General features: G+C 60.0%; 10 protein-coding genes. 3 read left to right on the forward strand and 7 right to left on the reverse strand.

All coding sequences use genetic code 11. The features are described from left to right. The first annotated feature begins 37 nt into the window (after positions 1–37). From ABC336_RS16600 to ABC336_RS16610, 3 genes are all read left to right on the forward strand, one after another. Positions 38–1,234, forward strand: a complete 1,197-nt coding sequence (locus tag ABC336_RS16600) for a hypothetical protein (RefSeq protein ID WP_413239687.1) — start codon at positions 38–40, stop codon at positions 1,232–1,234. Positions 1,235–1,287: 53 nt separating this feature from the next. Beyond that, positions 1,288–1,587, forward strand: a complete 300-nt coding sequence (locus ABC336_RS16605) for a hypothetical protein (protein ID WP_413239688.1) — start codon at positions 1,288–1,290, stop codon at positions 1,585–1,587. Between the two features lie 138 nt (positions 1,588–1,725). Continuing rightward, on the forward strand, positions 1,726–3,186 hold the full coding sequence (locus ABC336_RS16610; protein WP_413239689.1) for a hypothetical protein: 1,461 nt from the start codon (positions 1,726–1,728) through the stop codon (positions 3,184–3,186). 150 nt (positions 3,187–3,336) lie between these two features. Here the strand turns inward: ABC336_RS16610 and ABC336_RS16615 are convergent, their stop codons facing one another. The 7 genes from ABC336_RS16615 to ABC336_RS16645 form a co-directional block, all read right to left on the reverse strand. After that, positions 3,337–6,423, reverse strand: a complete 3,087-nt coding sequence (locus tag ABC336_RS16615) for a GAP1-N2 domain-containing protein (RefSeq protein WP_413239690.1) — start codon at positions 6,421–6,423, stop codon at positions 3,337–3,339. Then, complete coding sequence (locus ABC336_RS16620; RefSeq protein WP_413239691.1) at positions 6,423–7,682, reverse strand: TRAFAC clade GTPase domain-containing protein; 1,260 nt, start codon at positions 7,680–7,682, stop codon at positions 6,423–6,425. The genes ABC336_RS16615 and ABC336_RS16620 overlap by 1 nt, the downstream gene beginning before the upstream one ends. 334 nt (positions 7,683–8,016) lie before the next feature. After that, positions 8,017–8,649, reverse strand: a complete 633-nt coding sequence (locus ABC336_RS16625; protein ID WP_413239692.1) for a beta-mannanase — start codon at positions 8,647–8,649, stop codon at positions 8,017–8,019. 108 nt (positions 8,650–8,757) lie between these two features. Further along, positions 8,758–10,050 carry a vWA domain-containing protein gene (locus ABC336_RS16630; protein WP_413239693.1) on the reverse strand — a complete coding sequence of 431 codons (1,293 nt, stop codon included), beginning with the start codon at positions 10,048–10,050 and terminating at the stop codon, positions 8,758–8,760. A gap of 24 nt (positions 10,051–10,074) precedes the next feature. Beyond that, the gene (locus ABC336_RS16635; protein WP_413239694.1) at positions 10,075–12,519 is read right to left on the reverse strand and encodes a transcription initiation factor TFIID; all 2,445 of its coding nucleotides are present in this window, start codon (positions 12,517–12,519) and stop codon (positions 10,075–10,077) included. Beyond that, positions 12,519–15,908: a tubulin-like doman-containing protein gene (locus ABC336_RS16640; RefSeq protein ID WP_413239695.1), complete on the reverse strand. Its 3,390-nt coding sequence runs from the start codon at positions 15,906–15,908 to the stop codon at positions 12,519–12,521. The genes ABC336_RS16635 and ABC336_RS16640 overlap by 1 nt, the downstream gene beginning before the upstream one ends. Positions 15,909–16,154: 246 nt before the next feature. Continuing rightward, the gene (locus tag ABC336_RS16645; RefSeq protein ID WP_413239696.1) at positions 16,155–17,942 is read right to left on the reverse strand and encodes a vWA domain-containing protein; all 1,788 of its coding nucleotides are present in this window, start codon (positions 17,940–17,942) and stop codon (positions 16,155–16,157) included. Positions 17,943–18,000: the final 58 nt, after the last annotated feature.

Here is an 18,000-nt window from a genome sequence, read left to right on the forward strand (position 1 = left end):
ATTTTTTCTACTATGGATATCGGGAGGAAGAATCAAGATGAATCTGCATTTCTATGTAGGTAATGATAACGGCAACAGCGAACACGACCTCATCATCGACGGTAAATTGATCCAACAGCCCAATGTCAACTGCACGGTAGACGAGATCCCATGGAGCGATGAGCAGCCGCCGGAGAGCTTTATCAAAAATCTTCACGAGCAGCTGGTCGTCACGATCGACTCGCCGTCGGCGCGTCCGGGGATGTACTATGTCGGCAAGTTTGCCCTGGAGAGCGGCGAAGTGCTGGACAACCTGCAGATCGGTATCGATCTGAAGAGCGACATGGACCTGCCGGTCATCAACACGCTGGCCCAGATCGCGGCGGCAGCTGTCCAGAAGGGCTATGAGCAGGAGAAAAAGATTCCGGCCCAGCTCGACGTCGAGGTCGATATGGCGACGGCGCTGCCCGTGACCCAGCATTCGGATGAGACGGCAGCGAAGTTCGAGAAGCGTTTCACTTCTGGCACGCATCATGTGACCGTACATCTCGGTTTGCAGCGTGTAGCGGTGAAGATCGTGTTCCCGTTCACCAAGGTCGTCCCGGAGGCGACACCGGTCATCTTCACGCTCCAGAAGGATGCGGAGGGCAATTGGCGCGAAGGCGATATTTTCAAAGAATTCACGGAAACCTATAAGATCGACAAGAAGTTCAACGGCAGCTACTTTAAGGACAAGCGGATCCTCCATGTGGATATCGGCGACGGCTCGACGGAATATCCGATCACCGAGGGCAACAAGTTCCTCCGCCAGTTCGTCTACGGCACGCATCACGGGGCAGGCTATGCGATCGAGGAAGCGCTCGACGAGTTCAACCGTCTGATCCATCTGCCGGACAGCCCTCGCCAGTTCTTCAGCGACGTTCTCAAGAATCCGAAGCACAAGTATCATGCCCGCGCCATCAAGACGCTGAAGCGCCCGATGGAGACACAGGTTCGCCAGATCGTCCAGAACGTCAAGCGTCAGCTGGCCAAGGCGCGCAATGAGATCGATCTCATCTGCGTATATGGCGGCGGCAGCATCCTGATGCGTTCGGTCCTGCATCAGCAGCTGACTGAGCTGGTGGCTGAGCGGGAGATGCAGCTGCTGTACATACCGGCCGAGTATGCGGTACAGCTCAATGCGATGGGCCTGGATGCATTCGTGCGGGGCAAGATCTATGAGGCGCTCAAGAACAAGGCGGTACAGCCGGCGTGATCCGGCAGGACCAGCCTGGCGCTAATCTGGACGACCGGTAGGTGAGTGGAAGCATGAAAAAGCAAAAACTGCCCGGGGAGAATATCAGCCTCAAGACCAAAAAGTCGGAGGACCCGGCGGTCATGGAATGGATCAATGCCCAGACTAATCTTATGGATTCGATCCGTTACCTCATTGAAAATGAGATCATCCAAAACCGTATCCGCAACCTGCAGACGGTCATCCCGAGCGAGCGCAACATCTCGCTGGCGATGGCCGAGCAGGCGGCCGGAGCTGCAGAAGTTGCAGCTGCGGAGCCGGAGCCGGTGGTCGAGGATGAGATCGACGACGAGGATATCGAGTCTTGGATTTAGGTATAAGATGGACGGTAATACCGAGTGGTACTTGGTGTTGCCGTTTTTTTTATTTATTAAATGACCGTGAGTTCCGTTAATAAGTATAAAGAGTAGTGTTGTCTGTTGTGGAGAATAGGGAAGGGGATGTGGCGAAAAGTGAACAGAAGGCTTGATCTGGACAACCTGCCTAGCCAGGATGAAGTGTGGAGGTGGCAGCAGAAGCTCGACAGCTATGGGCCGCGCTTGACCGGAAGTGCTGCGCATCGGCAGATGATCGACGAGCTCGAAGCCGAGCTGCGTCAGATGGGATTGCAGACGCACAGAGATCGTCACTCCTTCACGAAATGGGAAGCGAAGCAATGGGCGCTGACAGTGGTCGGCGAGGACGGCAGGGAAGAGGAGCTGCCGATGTCGTTCTATTATCCCTATTCGGGGAGCACGCCTAAGGAGGGGGTCACCGCTGAGTTGGTGTACTGCGGGAAGGGACCGGGGAAGTTCCGCGAGGCAGCGGGCAAAATAGCCGTCGTCGAGATTCAGGGCCCGCAGTTGCCATCGGCCCTGTTTTGCAAACGGCGAAGCTCCAGTCCCCCGGACGTGCGCATTCCCCGTCTGCTGAGCAACGCGGTTGTCAGCTCCGTATTGCGGGGGCCCAAGCTGGAGCAGGCAGCTGCGGCCGGTGTGCTGGGCGTCATTTGCGTCTGGAGCGGTCTGTCAGAGGCCAATGCTCGGGGGCAGTACTTGCCCTTTACGACAGGGCCTCAGCAATGCCCGGCGCTGTGGGTAGGCAAGACGGCAGGCAGCAGGCTGAAGGATCTGGCCAAGCAAGGTGCGCGGGCGAGGTTGCTGCTGACGGCAGACAGGGAGGAGGGGGCAGAGAGCGATACACTTTTTGCAGTGCTGCCCGGAACTAATGAGCAGGAGAGCGTCATCATCAACACCCATACGGACGGTCCCAATGCCTGCGAGGAGAATGGGGCTGTCGGCATGCTGGCGATGGCCCGATATTTCACTGCGCTGCCGCTTGGGGAGCGGAGACGCACCATGGTGTTTGTATTTGTGACCGGACATTTCCAAATTCCGCAATTCGGTATTCACGGCCAAGCGACAACCCGCTGGCTTCACGATCACCCCGAGCTGTGGGACGGCAAGGATGGGCATGCCAAGGCGGTGGCCGGACTGACGTTGGAGCACCTGGGCTGTCTGGAGTGGAAGGATCGCGAGGAGGGGTCAGATCGGGCATATGGCGCTACAGGACAGCTGGAGATGGAACTGGTCTATACTGGGAACAAAGTGATGGACGAGCTGTATATGCAGTCGCTTGAGAGACGGACGAAGGTCAGAAGCATCACGCTGCGGCCGAAGAGCACCATTTATTTTGGCGAAGGGCAGCCGCTGTATAGGGCAGGTATCCCGACGGTCTCCCTGATTCCGGCGCCGGATTATCTGTGTGCAACAGGCGAGGCTGGCGGTCTGGACAAGCTGAATCCCGACTTCATGTATGAGCAGATAACGACTTTTGTGAAGCTCGCGCTTGCAATCGACGACACGTCGACCGAGAAGCTAGGCAGGCCGCAAGCGCCGGTCAGGGGGATTATCGGACTTTTGGTGAAGGAGTGAGCGGCAATTGTAGGTAAGACAATCATATCCACTTTTATTTGAAAAAAACCACCCTTCACCATCAAAGATGCAAGGATGGAAATAGGGTGGATTGAATATACAGGTGTCTAGAAGTGTGGTGAAAAAGTGCCGGAGAGGTGCGGAATCGTTCTAGGGCTCGACTGAAGCCGGTCCCTCCTGCTCAGGTGCCGCAGATAGCTCGTAAGACAGGGTATCAAAGCGGACGATACTGCCCTCGGGAAGGTCGAGCCGTTCGCCCAGACTGATGACGATGCGGGCAGGATAGATCTGATCCAGTGTCGCGTCTTCCGCCTCTGGAAGCGTACTGTTCGTACCTTCCGTGCCCGTGCTGCCGCTTACGCCTCCACCATTGGTCTCGGTCGAGATCGTGCTGTTATCGGATGTGCTTCCCGCTCCCGTCCCGGCGGCATCGGGTGTCTCAGCATCGACCAAGGCACCGCCATCCGTGGCGTTATCAGTCGAGACTGGACGGTCCGGAGCATCGTCAGTGGACGCTTCTGGGTCGAAGCTGGGCGCGCTGCCCTCCTCCATGCCAGAACGATCTGGAGCTGAGCTTCCTCCGCATGCGGCGTCAAAGCTCATGTTGCGAAAGGCATGCTCCTCACCGTCCGGCGTCTCAATGACGAAGGTGCCGGGGTCCTCCGCTTCAAGCTCCGCACAGGCTGCAGGTACGCTAAAGAAAAGCTTCAGCTCGGTCATGGCGACAGGCTGATCGTCTCCAGGCTGGTCGGCGTACACCAGCGTCGCTGGCCATTCCGCATCTGATGATCCGGTATCTCCCGGCAGCGGCGATTCATCCTGCGGTCCGCCAGTGCCCGGAGTTTCCGCCACCTCAGGTTTGTCCGAGAACGGATTGACGAAGCTTAGCACCACGAGCACCGCCCCGATCGTCACGAGCGAGGAGAGCAGCAGCATGCCGCGCTTGCCGCGCAGCAACTTGCCCAAGGGCGAGGACTGCTCGGCCCTGGCCTGTGCATAGATGGCCTTCAGGGCCGGGCCAGCTCCGTCGTAATAGCTGCGCCTGCGGGCCCGGCTCTTGAAGGCGTCCCGGTCATGCGCCCGGAAGTAAGCCAGCACGGCAGCGGCATAAGCAGGCACGAAGCCGCGCGGGCGCATGTAGGCAGGATGCTCCTCGGACCATTGGAAGAACTCGTATAAGGTCTCCGGATTCTTGGCGTGCTGACGCAGGAATTCGATCAGCGCAGGATAGTCGATCACTTCGACATCGGAGCTGTTGCAGAAGGCCAGCGTAATCCGGCCGAACTGCGAAGGTTCTACCTGGCCGGCGAGCCAGCGCCGTCCCAGCTGTTGGACACGGTCGATCTCAGCCGGCTCCAGTCCGTCAAATACGCGATAATCCGCCTTGGGCCGGACAAACCAGCGTTGTGCGGCTAGCAGAACGGCAGCAGACGATTGCTGCCGTCTGTCCAGCCGCTCGTTCCAACGCTCGACTCGGTCGGTATCTTTGAGGAACTCCGCCTGAGCGAGCTGCTCCCGTGTCAGGGTCTCCCAGGACAGCTCGGTCAGCATCGTGCGATAGACGGTCATCTCGAACTGTTGAACCAGCTCTGACAGCTCCGCTTCTTCGACCTGCGGCAGAGACACCTTTGCCTCGTCGGCAAACTTGGCCAGTGCTTCGAAGGCTTTGGCGGCCGCTGTCAGCGGCTGCCGGTCTTTGGCCAATAGCTCGGCGAGCCTCGTCCGCACCAGCATTGAGAATACGGCAGAGGAGAGCAGTTGGGTGTGCCGAGTCAGCCAGAGCAGCGTAAGCTGGGTAATCTCGCGGATCTGCCCCGCTTCCTTGAGCTTGCCCTGCAGATAGGGCTCGAATAGCTGCTCTGCCAGACGTTCATCGGACAGCACCTTATGGAAGAAAGCCTCCGCAAGCTTGGGTTGCTGCTCGAGCGCCCGATAATAAGCGGCCGCCTCCTCCAGCTTCTTCTCTCTGGACGAGGCCTGGATGGCGAGCAGGAAGTAGCGGACGAGCTGAGCCTCGATGGCAGTGCCGCCCGCTGCATAGAAATCGCCAAACACCTGGACCACTGCCGGCTCCGGCAGACGGCCGGCCTGCAGCGCACTGAGCTCCTCCTGGAAGCGCGCGCCCATGAGCTGGACCAGCTGCGGCTTTCGCGGCATCGCTTCCGCCGGCTTCAGATAGCTGAGGGCGCTGCGCAGCACCGCCAGACGATTGGCCTGGTAGACGGCCTGGTCGCCTTCGCTGACGCTGAACAGCAGGGCCAGCTGATGGTAATCGGCCATCGACAGATGATGCTCAGGCTCCATATCCGCCAGCATCCGCTCACAGAATTCGGCGAAGCTTCGCGCCAGCTCCGGCTGCTCGAGATGCTCCCAGGCGAGGTCCAGAAACGCCTGGTCCTTGCCTTCGTAGTTCACATTGACGATCCGGTCATGCGGCAGGTCAAACACGAACTCGCGCTCCAGCGCGCGATCTCCCGGGCGCAGACTGCCCTTCTCAACGAAGGTCAGATGCACAGACTTGCGGCTCTGCGGCTCCTTGGCGTAAGTGATGAAGCCGAGCTGCCGCTGGAATGCCGCCGGCAGGGCTGCGTAGATGAGCTGCAGCAGTTGGCGGGCGCGCAGGGGCAGCTCCTGGATGGGCACATCCAGGGCCGCGTACACTTTCTTTTTGCCGCCGCCGACGGCTGTCATCACCGCGAAGAGCAACTGCTTGAAACGCTTCTCGTCGATGCCCATCTGCTGAAGGGCCGCCTTGCTGGCACCCGGCGCATCCGGGAGCGCCGGCGCCCGCAAGGGCAGCTGCTCCAGCACCGGCAGTTCGGTGCCTTGCTCGATGGCGTAGCTGTCTTGGAAGTCGGCATGCAGCCAGCTCGGCGCCTGCACCGCGTGATCCTCCAACTGCTCGCCGGGAATGACGTAGTTATGCGTGAAGAAGGTGCTGCGCAGACCGGTAAAATCCGTCGGTTGGTAGACGCTGCGTCCCAGCAGCAGATCGCCGCCCTCCAGACGCAAGGCGTGCATCGTCTCGGGATAGGCGGCCTGATCCTTCTCGCCGCGTCCCGCCAGCTCAGCTGGAGCATCGTAGACACAGTACGGATGGAGTTGTTTTTTGACCAGTTGACTGTCCAGACCAGCCGATAGCGCGATCGTGTCATAGCCCTCAGTAGAGCGGAACACGCCGCGGCGTTCCCGGGTATACATCTGCTGCTGGATTCTGGCGGGGGTAGGTAGTGGCACTAGACTCGTCTCCCCTCGATGTAGTTCAGCTTGTAGAGCAGCCAGATGAACGGCTCATCGACCCGGATCGGCTGGACTACCGTCTGCATCTTCTGGTCGACCGGATTGCTGCCAAGCGCGGAGACTGCGTAATAGGCGGTATCCTTAAAATACACATCCATGGTTCCCTTGAACGGCCGGTCGACCTTCTCGATGAATCGGCGGATCTCGCCGTCGATGTTCTCGAATTCATTGAGGTTAAAGTAGTCCCGGTGCACCATATTGTTGAAAATGTTGCTGTTGGACTTGATATACTCGCCCTCTTCGTCTTTGAGTGCATGCAGCATATCGCTCTTGGTCAGGACGACCGCGGTCGGAATGTCCGTCTTGCTATTGTCCTGATAGGCGATAAAGTCGCCAAACAGACTCAGGACGACATCGCGCGGCTCATCGTACTGCGGCGCCATCTCGCCTGGCGTATCGCCCAGTTGGATGCGGATGCGGTCGCGGATCGAGCGGATCTGCAGCGGGTCGACGAGCAGCAGGATGCCGGCGGAGTTTTTGATATGCTGGCCATGCAGGCTCAGGTAATCCTGCTCCACCATGCCCTCGCCGGCGACATCGAAGAAGACCAGCGTCAGCGGCGGCTTGCGCTCGTCGCGGAAGACGAACTGGAAGATGAACGGCTCCTGCATCTTCTCCTTCTGCGTGGAGGCGAGCAGATCGCCCCGCTCGAAGAGCGGCTCTTCATAGAACGTCCGGAACTTGCGGCTGATCTCGGTCGTCAGCGGCATGCAGGCGGCGTTGAAGTGGTCGGCCGTCGTATGCTGCAGCGTATGGATGAGGGAGGTCATGTAGACGGACTTGCCTACCTGGGAAGCGCCGATGATCGAGATGATGTTGCTGGGCACCTTGCCGGCCGTGACGGGCAGCTCGTTGTGGCACTTCGGACAGAGACGCCGCCGCGTCACTTCGCCGTAGCGGTCATTTAGGCCGATCAGCACCTCATCCGAATAGATACGGCGCTCCTCCGGCACCTCATGGGGATGCAGCACCGCTTCGATATCGTGGACCGAGTCCAGACCGAACCGCTCGCGGTACCGGTTCAACTCCTCATCCTCGCCCAGGGCGTAGTCTTCGTCATCCTCACGGTAGTGGGTCGCCCGGAATACGACATCGTCCGGCGAGAATTTGCCAAAGCAAAACGGGCAGACGATATCGTAAAAGGGCGGTTCCGGCTCAGGCTCCGGTTTTCGCTTAAACAGGTCGAAAAATCCCACGTCGCTCTCCTCCTTTAAGTGTTGTCACGAGCCGTATCAGGCCCGGGCCGATGAACCCAAACGGGTCGGCGAGCCCATCCAGGTGCAAAATGTTACTTGAATCCTGCCAAGTTGGGCTGACGAGCGCATCCAGGTGCAAAAAGTTACTTGGGCCCCATACTGGTAGAGTAACGCCCACCGAGGCTCGTAACAACTGCCGTTTGGCAGTTATTTACGCCGCGGCGTCATCCACTAGAGTTAGAGGGGGATGGGCGACGCTGGCAATGGTTCAGTAAGCCCGTGTGACTGCTCGGCATGGTCGATCGCGGTGGCGGCGGCTGTAGACAGCCGGTCCCTACTCCGCGATCAGCTCGTAAAGCGTGCCGTACGTCTGGCGGTCCGTGAAGAAGAGCCGGATGTGCTCCTGCTTGCCGATCTCGATCGGCGGCAGCACATTCCTGCCGGCGGCGAACGGCGTGATAAACGGGTAGCGGATGCCGTCTTCGATGCTGGTTGGGGGGCCGCCCTGTTTCTTCACATAACACAATACATCCTCGCCGATCGGCACCTCGGGCGCAACTGTAATCTGGACAGTCTTGTGCTTGCCCAGCCAGCTGTTCTTGTAACGGATCCCATAGCGGATCCTAGCCCGTCCGGCGCTGACGGCGATACTATTCTCTCCGCCTGGCTGCAGGAGCAGCAGCGGATCGCTGCCGCTCTCCGGACAGGCATAGACGGTATAGACGGAGGAGCCGACGCCCTCTAAGCGGAAAGTGTAGCCATGGTTGGCTTTATACTCCGAGCGTGTATACAGCTTGAGTCCGCTGCGCTCAGGCGCCGCGCCGCGCAGCAGCTCCGGGGAGCGGCCGATATAGACGGCGTCTATGCCTGTCGGCCATAGCCATCGCAGCGTACAGCGGTCGTCCTGGATCGTGCGGGTAAGCTGGGTGATGATGGGTGAGTCCGGCTGTGCCTGCTCGAATCGCATGCGTCGTCCCTCCGTTTAGGTGCGTCCATCGTTATATTTCATGTTGCTAGGATCTCCGCAAAGTATCAGATGACGCTTCGGACATAAACTCTACTTTACGGGGACGAATTAGAATCCCCGGTGCCTGCGGTCGCGCACCGGGCGGTCCTCGTCATCCGGTGCGCGACCGGTGTAAGCCGCCCGTCTGGCCTTGCTGCCGGAGCTCTGGCCGCGATTGTTCTCGCGCACCGGCACGACCAGCGGGAAGAGGCCGATGAAGAAGGCGATCACCAGCAGCGCTGCGAGTCGAGTCAGGCCGTCGGTGAAGCCGGTGCCGGAGAGGTTGGCCTCCAGCAGCCAGCCTGCGATCAGCCCGCCGACCGCGCCGCCGATGCCGAAGCTGCGGGCCAGGTAACGGTTGTCGAAAAAGATGCCCATCCCCACGCCGATCAACGCCGCGAGTGCCGCGATAGCCAGGATGCGGAACCATTGGTAGAAGGCGCTGTCTGCCGATGGTCCATGTCGATCGGTGACGAGCGTCCGGTCCTCGACCGACTCATCATACAGACTCTGATAGATCAATGAGAGCTCGTCCGTTTCCCGCACATCATGATAGGAGCCGCCGGTAACCTCTGCGATCGAGGCGAGCGCCGCCGCGCCGTCGTCGTCATCGAGTCCAAGTCCGATCGTATGGAGGACGATCTCCTGGCTCACGAGACGGTCCAGCTGGCTCTGGATATCCGCGTCGCTCTGCCCGTCGGAGAGCAGGATCGCCATCGTGCCGTTCCCCGGATTGGAGCGTGTATCGATCAGCCGCAGCGTCTCATCGAGCGCCGCCGCGAAGTCGGTGCCGCCGTCAGCCGTCTGCAGCCCGTCGATAGCGGCGTAGATCTCATCCTTCTCGACCTGCCGGTCCACCCGGGTAAACGGCTGGATCACCTGCGCCTGGTCGGTGAAGACGACGACGGCGACCCGGCTGTCGTCCCGCATCCGTTCGACCAGATCGCGGGCGGCGGCGAACCGCTCATCCGTAGGATCGGTCTCCAGCATGCTGCCGGAGTTGTCGATCATCAGGACATAGTCCTTGACTTGCCGCTCGCCGCCCAGATGCAGTCCATATAGGAGCTGGAACAGGCTGCCGCCAAGGAACAGCAGCACCAGCGTCGCTGGCAACAGCAGCTTCCAGGACAGGTCAGTATATCGCTGCCGCCAGGAGGAGCCGCTCAGCTGGGGCTGGATCAGCTCGGCGATCAGACAGCCGAGCCCGATGGTTAAGGCAACTACCCCGAAGTATGCTCCGATCAGGATGGAGCGCGGCCATTCCTCCCCGAATACACCAAGCAGCAGCTCGCCCAGGACGAAGCCCGCTCCCGCACCTGCCAAGCCGAGCACCAGGAGCAGCAGATTTACTTTTCTTTGCATGGACAATCTCCTTTCGCGTCCGGGCTAGAGCAGCTCCGGGAGCGTCTCGGGATCCTGGCCGTGGATCAGGTACCCGCTCCGCAGATACGTCTCATAATACACTTTGTTGTTGCGATAGTAGATCAGATCCTCCAGATGGAAGCCGCCCATCAGGCTCAGCTTGTCGACGCTGCTGCTGCGCCTCTCGTGAACGACGCCGAGCTTGTGCAGCCGCGACGAGGCATCTGCGCCCAGCGCATAGCGGACAAAAGCGCTCTCGCCGTCGCCGAACAGGTAGCTCTCTTCATGGCGGTGCTCATGCGTATAATCGAGCAGCCGGATGCGGATCATCGCCTGCTCCTGAAGCGTACGGTACAGACGCAGGAACAGATCCTCGCGCGAGAGCGCCTCGCGGTTGCTGTAGTCGACAGAAACGTTGGCACGGCGCAGCAGCTCTTCCTCGAAGGAGAGGGCAAAAGGCTCTGCAGGCAGGATCTGCTCCCGGCAGAAGGCGATCAGCCGCTCCGCAAGCGGGCGGGTCCCGTCCTCCAGCAGCTCATCTGCATTGCCGATCGCTCTGGGATCCTGGAGGAAGCCCGGTCCCCGGCGTTCCTCGAGCTCTAGGAAGATCTCCGCTGTCACCCGCTCGTAGTAGGCCAGGATATTCTGGCCGGTATAATCGTCGGTCCGTCTGATGCTGGCCAGCGCTTCCTGGCGGATCGACTCCTCCAGCTCCGCCAGCCGCGCAGCCTTGCGCTGCGCCGAAGGATGGAGACGGGCCAGCGCGACGGCAAAACGCCGGCACAGCTCGCGTTCGAGGTGCAGCTGCAGCAGGTCCCACTTCTGACCGTAGACCAGCTCGAAGAAGACCCGCAGGAACGCCCGGGTATTGTGCTTGCCGAGCAGCGGCAGCCGCTGGAACTTGAGCTCGTCCACCCGCAGGCTCAGCGTCTGCTCCAGCTCCTGCTCGGCGACCTGGATCGCGGTCGTCAGCTCGCGGCTGCGCGCCTGCAGCAGCCGGATCGCCTCGCCGGGTTCGGGCTGCTCCTGCGTCCACGCGGCCAGCTGCGGGAAGCTGACGCCGGGGAAGCGATCCGCACCCCGGGTCAATGCCTGCCGCAGCTCGACTTCGACGCGCAGCTCGGCGAGCCGCTCCTGCATCACGTCCGCGAACTGGCTGCGGAAGAACCGTTCGCCGCCCTCACCGAGCAGCGCGTTCTCGGCTTCGGCCAGTGTCATGCGGCGCAGCTGCTCGAACGAGACGGCATGTGTCAGCATGCCGTTCATATCCTCCAGGCGTGCCGGATCGGGCAGCAGGCCTGTCATCCGGGCAGTCATCGCCGGTTCGTCCAGCCCGAACACTGCGAGGATCTCCTGATCGCTGAGCCCGGGATCGGCCTCCAGCCGGCGGCGCAGCTCGCGTGTGCTGTGATACAGCACCGCCAGTGCGATGGCGTGATTGGGACGGCGGACGGCCGCCAGACCGGCGGACACATAACCCTGCCTGCCGGAGTCGGCCTTCAGGCTGCTGCGGAAGGACGCGTTGTTGTAGTCGTCGGTTGCCGGTCCTCCGCCACCCTCGTCGTCCTGCCGACGCTTGCGGTTCTTCAGCAGCAGGATCGTCCCGATCAGCGCCGCGTTGTCCTCCAGACCACCGGGGATGCTTAGTCCGCGCTCATCGCGGTCGGAGAGCACGTAGACGAGATCGAAGAGGGGAGCAGGACCGTGCGAGACGGGGATCGACAGTCCGTCCCCGGTCACCAGCAGCTCCGCGGTCAGGCGATAATCGGGCTGTTGCATGCCTGTCAGCTCGCGCAAGAAGCCGATCCCGGCAGCACCAGCATAGCCGTAGCCGTCATCCTGATCCTGCTCCTGGATCAAGGTGTACAGATCCAATTGCACCGACTTGAACAGCTGCTGGAAGATCGTCCGGGCCAGCAGCGTAATCTCCGGCACCAGCACATTCATCGGATCGTCGACGCGTGTGACAACTGCCATGTGGAGCCGGTCAAAGGAGTGGTACAGTCTGCCGTAGTCGGCGATCCGGTCGCTGATCTGGCGGAGCGCCCGGTTCAGCTGCTGCAGACAGCGGCTGTTCTCGCGAAAGGCCTGCCAGATCGCCTGGCGCACCTTTTTCTTGTCGCCTGCAGCGACATCCGCCAGACCGTCCAGCACGGTGCGCATCCTGCCGGCGGCAGTCTCCCGGGAGCCGCCTGACTCCGGGAGCGCCTGGGCGGTGGCGTCTGCGGGCGGCAACACCGACGTCTCCTCGCCGCGGCTGGCGATCTGATAATAGATGACGCCCGCATGGTTGTCCCAGCGGACGCTGTTGGCCTGCATCATCGGGGCGACAGCATCCTCTGCCGCATCCCCGATGAACAGGAAGACGGTAGGGTAGTGAATGCTGCTCTGATCGTCCTGCCGGCCGCTCAGCTTGCGCTGCGCGGCCTCATACTCGGCGGCGTACGACTGTAGCATCTCCCGAGTCATTACTTCAGCTTCCTGCGGATCTCGTGGAGCTTGGTCGTCATATTCTTATAGAACTGATAGAGCTCCTCGCCGCCGGCGAGCTCCAGCTTCTCGTATTCCAGCCGTTCGCGGGCTTCCAGGAAGCTGTTGAATAGTGCATCCAGCTTCTCCAGAAGCGGGGTGGTATCCTCCGCAGACGTCATATCGTTCACCCGGCGGGAGCTTTTGCGCAGCAGCGTGCTGCGGCTGCGGTCGTCCAGCTTGCGGAAGTTGTCGAAGATCTCATACTCCACATAGCTGCCGCTCTTCACCAGATTGGCAAACGGGCTCCAGGCTTCCTCCTCGGGGTCGCGGTCATAGACGTAGAGCGCGCCTTTCTTATGGATGGTGCCGGTGTAGAGGGCTTCGATATACTGGTCGTACCATTTGTCCTCGTCCTCATGCTGGGCGAGCACCTGCTCCAGCTCGGCCGCCTTGCGCTCGATCGACTCGTACTTGGCCAGCTCCTCGCGCACCCGGCGCAGCAGCTCCGGCGAGCGGATCAGGTTCTCCTTGGCCAGCTCTTCGTTGTAGCTGCCGAAAATGTCCTTGGTCGACTCCGATTCCAGACCGTCGGTCTGCAGGCGGCGCAGCTCGCGGTAGGCCCGTTTCACTTCGCCGAGATTCGGCTTGGCTGCGCCCAGTTGAAGCTGATACTCCTCCAGCATGGCGGCCAGATCGAAGTACTTGGTCATCCGCACCGTATACCGGCTGCTCGTTGTGTTATCAACATCCTTGGGGATGATGATGCCGTAACCCATGGCCTTGTCGAACTCGTCGCGCACCCGAGCATTGTATGCCTTGACCCGCGGGTTGGCATACGTGTCGCCCCACGATTTCTCGGGAATCGGCGAAGGCAGGTAAGTCCAATTGACCTTGTCCGTCTGCACGAGATGGCGGCCGATGCCTTCCTTGTCCAGGATCGTCCGCTCGTAGCTTTCCTCGTACACCTTGAGCGGCGTATAGACGAACAGCGGCACGCCGTTGCGCGTATTGAGCCAGAAGATGCGGTTCTTCACTTCGCTTTCCTTGATCGTGAAGTGGGATTTGCCCAGCGCATTGTTCTGGTAGTTGCGGATCCCCTTCAGGATGCTCGGCGCCTTCACCGGCACGGAGACGAAGCCCCAGGACGGCACATGCAGATTGCCCGAGCTGTTGCTCAGATGGAAGACCGGGATCGCTTCCTCATCCAGCTTGCTGGCGATGTGGCGCTCGACGAATTTCTCGATCGACTCATCGTTGCCGTATTTCAGTACGAGGAACTCTTCCATCGACTGGGTGATCAGATCGCCGAACTTGTCCGTCAGGAAAGCCGAGATAGAGCCGATGATGTCGATCTCCTGCTCTTTGAGCCACAGGTCGGAGTGATCCAGCAAGGCTTGGGTGAAATCGCGGATCAAGTCGTCGCCGTCGCGCTTGTCCATCATCCGGGTGATCATCTCCGAGATATCCGGCACGCTTACCAGATTCCAGTAGTACGTCTTGTTGCCCTTGTGATCGACTTGTTCCTCGCCGCCGGTCAGCAGCTCGCTGTTTTTGGAAAAGATGCCGTTGAGTACATTGAGCGTCTCTGTGAACACATTATAGATGCGGTTATTCTCCTGGTTCAGCAGCTGGTAGAGGTCCTCATAGAACTCGATCATCTGCTCGTTGCGCTCGATATCCGCCCGCAGCCAGTACTCGTGAATTTTGGCCTCGATATAGCTGTTTTTCTTTTTGTCCTTGGATACAAAAGCGCTCTTGGCGTCGCCCATCCGCTCGTCCGCCTGATCCTGCGCCTCCTCGATTTCCCGGGGAATACGCGTCAGGTTCTCTTTGAGCGTCTCAATGTAAGAGAGCAGCATTTTCAGGATACAGAAGCCTTTCTCCGTGTAGAGCAGGCGGGAGACGTAGAACGGCCCTTGCTCGGGATGCAGGAAGCTGCGGCGGATCTGATCGGTGAATTGACCGACGATCTCGCCGGGCATCTGTTTCTTGGACTTGATATACTCCTCGCGGGCGCGCGTCAGGAAGGTCATCTCGAGCTCGGTGTCCATGCTGACCGACTGCATCTTGATGACGTTGTTGTAGCTGAGCCGCTCGCTGTTCTCAAATCCGGGCAGCGGGTCCGGGACGCGCGATTCGAATGCTTTGATGACTGAGTCAAGGTCGATGCCGAGCTTGCGGGCAAACTTCTCCACTTCTTCCTGGCTTGGCGCCTTGTCGAACATCTTGTCCATTTTGTCGAACAGACGATAGGCCAGGTACGTCGTCATCTCTTCGATCGGCAGAACGGCGGACGAGGCGCCGATGATGTTGTAGTCGTAGTTGGCCGGATACAGCTTGTTCATCTGTGCGATATTGGTCCGGATGTTGCTGATATAGTCATGGATGGCGAACTCTTCGCCGGATTGCTTTTCTTCGCTGGCCATGAAGTTGGTGATGTTCTCGGCCGTTACGTTCATGCAGTAATCATAGGCGTTCTCCAGCAGCTTGCCTTCCGCATTGGTCGCCGAGATCAGATGACACAGGTTAAAAGGCGGCAGCGGGGAGTTGACCGTCAGAATGTTGCCATACTGTTGACGGAAACGATCGCCCCGGCTGTCCACGTTCATCCAGTAGTCGAGCTCCTTGAGCGCGGCGTAGCCATTTTTCTTGATGTACTCGCGGGTATGTTCGCTTAAGCTCTTGTTGGACAGATTGATATCTGGCGTGAACAAATAACCCAGCGTGTTGACCCGGTCGATGCCGGCCGAGCCGTGATCGCGCTCGATGATGCCGCGCACGATGTAGGAGATGTCCAGGAAGCAGCCGCTGCCGGTGCCGCCGGACAGACCCGTCAGCAGGAACACCATCAGTTTCTTGTTGGTGCCGACCGAAAGCGTCTTGATCTTCTTGTCGATGCTCTGCACGACCTGGTTGATCTTGGTGAACAGCAGCAGACGTCCGGCCTGACGCACGCCGGCGGCACCGTTCATCCCATCAGTGATGCTCAGCTCGGGCGACAGCCAATCGGTGATGTAGGGCTCGAGGATGCTGCGGTTTTGCAGCAGGCCGCCGACTTCGGCGTTGGAGAGCAGCACGAATTCATTGATCGGGTCGAGACCGATCCCTTTGTAGCGTTTGTTGCGGTCCTGCTCATTGGTCTCGAATGCGAGAAACTCGACGTTGTCGGGCTTCTCCATCTTGCGGCGGGACACCGGGTCCTCCGGCAGCTTGAAGCGGCGGTTGATCTGGTATTTGAGTCTGAGCAGGGCATCGATGCCCGTCCCGCCCAGACCGATGATCAGGATGGGATTGTCGATCGTATCGACGCGGATCTTCTCACTGACGATGCCTCCGCCGAGCGAGACGTCCAATTGCTGGATGTGCTCTCTAACGACTGGTTTCATAGGTTTACCCCCTAGTGGTGGTTCAAAAAGTCCGCTTTTGATCACGAAGTCATTTCAGAGAAGCGGATTCGACATCGAATCTTGAATGCATGATGATCTTAGCGTATGCTTCCGATGCCGGTTTCCTTTGGAAACCCTGAGGTGCTCACGTAGCTTTGGCTACGCTCCGCTCCTCATCTCATCCTGCCTCCAACCTTCTCGGTGCTGAAAACCGATCTTTTTGAACACTTATTTAAATTACTTGCTTCAAACAATATATTCAATGCTGATTGTCTTGTCTGTCTGGCTTAAAACGACCGTGACGCGGTCGCCATTCTTGAGCTCGACGCCTTTGGCGGCGTCGACGGCGCGGCCGGAGCGCTCGATGGTGCTGCCTGAGCCGTTCTGCAGCACGAGCCGGTCGTTGCTGCCCGGACGGAAGACGATGCGTTCGGTTTCCTTGAGCTCCGGCGCCAGCTGCAGCAGCTGGTGGAGATGGAACTTGCCTTTGAACAGATTCAGCTTCTTGTACTGCGGGTGCGACTTATCGCCGGTGTTCTCGTCGCGGATCTCCAGCACGAGCTGGCCGACGAAGCCGCGGTTCGCCTGCTTGAGGTATCTCGCCAAGAAGAAGATGGCTGCCCCTGCTATCGCTGCCCCGAGTATGCCCAAAATGAGCGGTACCACGGGGAACGGCTTGTCCTCCTCGCCAGCCAGCGGCGGCGGCGTCTCCCCGGCAGCCCCTGCCTTGGCGCTGATCGTGACCGGCGGGCTCTCGCGGTAGAAGCTTGCTTCCTCGGCACGCACGACAATCTCATAATCATGCGCCTCGGGAAGGGTGTACACGCCCTCGAAATGAGGGCCGCTGGCTGTCATCGCTGCCTCTTCGGTCTGTCCGGTGTCTATATCTTTGACGTACATGACGGCGGTCATGTTGCTATATTGGCCTGCATCCTGCAGCGGCTGGCCGCCGCTGACGAGGGAGGCGGTGATCGTCACCTCATCCCCGGGCGCGTAATTGGTCTGCGCCGGCGGGTCGATGGCGAGCTCGAGATCATAGGTGAAGATCAGGTTGATATCGATCCGGTCCTGCGGCACGCCCTTGATCTGCAGCGTCCACTCGCCCTCGGCGGGCCGGAGCAGCTTGATCAGGGAGTAGCTGGAGGAGCGGGTGAGCAGCACCTCGTCCGACGGGATGGCCACCTCGGCGCCTCCCGGATCAAGCAGCCGCGCCTCTACGGGCTGGGACGACATGACAGAGATGTTGGCCTCCAGCACATTGGCGTTGGGAACTTGTATCGGGATGTCCCGCACGTTGCCGTCAGCCGTAAAAGAATCCACGGGTACGATATTGAGCTCCTGATGACTGGCGAAGATCTCGCTCAGGATGCGCGGCAGATCATCGGCGGTATCGGTAGCGAACGACTTGCCGCCCGTCTGCTCCGAGATCTCGGCAAGCACATCGCTGTTCAGCGCGCCATTGGCGTTGAGTCCGATCGCATACACGGGAATCCCGTGGTCCTGTGCCTGCTGCAGCGCGGCTGCCTTCTCCTGGTCGGAGTCGGCAGCCGTCCGTCCGGTGCTCGGGTCGTAGTCGTTGTTGCCGTCGGTGAACAGGATGATGAGCGGCTCATGGTCCGGGTCGGCGCCATCGCGCAGCTGCTGCATGGCTGCGGTCAAGCCGACCGAGGTATCCGTGTAGGTGCCCCGGTCGAGCTGATCGATGAATGATTTGAGTGTATCCTTATCGGCTTGCGTCTGGATCGACAGCATCGCTTTCTCCCGTTCGATCCGATCGGTGAAGGCGACGATCCCGACGCGATCGCCCTGGACCGACAGCATGTCGATAAACATCTTCATCGCTTCGCTGCCGAGATTGTCGGGGTCGCTGCTGTTCATCGATTTGCTCACATCGAGCACCAGCACGGCATCCATCTTGGCGCTCGCTGTCGCCTGCGTACCCGCAGGCGAGGCGTAAGCGGGCGACGCCATGGCGAACAGCAGGGTCAGAGCGAGCAGCATGTATAGGGAAGTTGCGCGTATACGTAATAGCATAGGTTTACTCCTTTGGGTAGATTAAGCGGAACGCTCCGGCAGTTTCCACCAGACTTCC

The sequence above is a fragment of the Paenibacillus jepli genome, from assembly GCF_047238105.1.
GTDB lineage: Bacteria > Bacillota > Bacilli > Paenibacillales > Paenibacillaceae > Paenibacillus_D.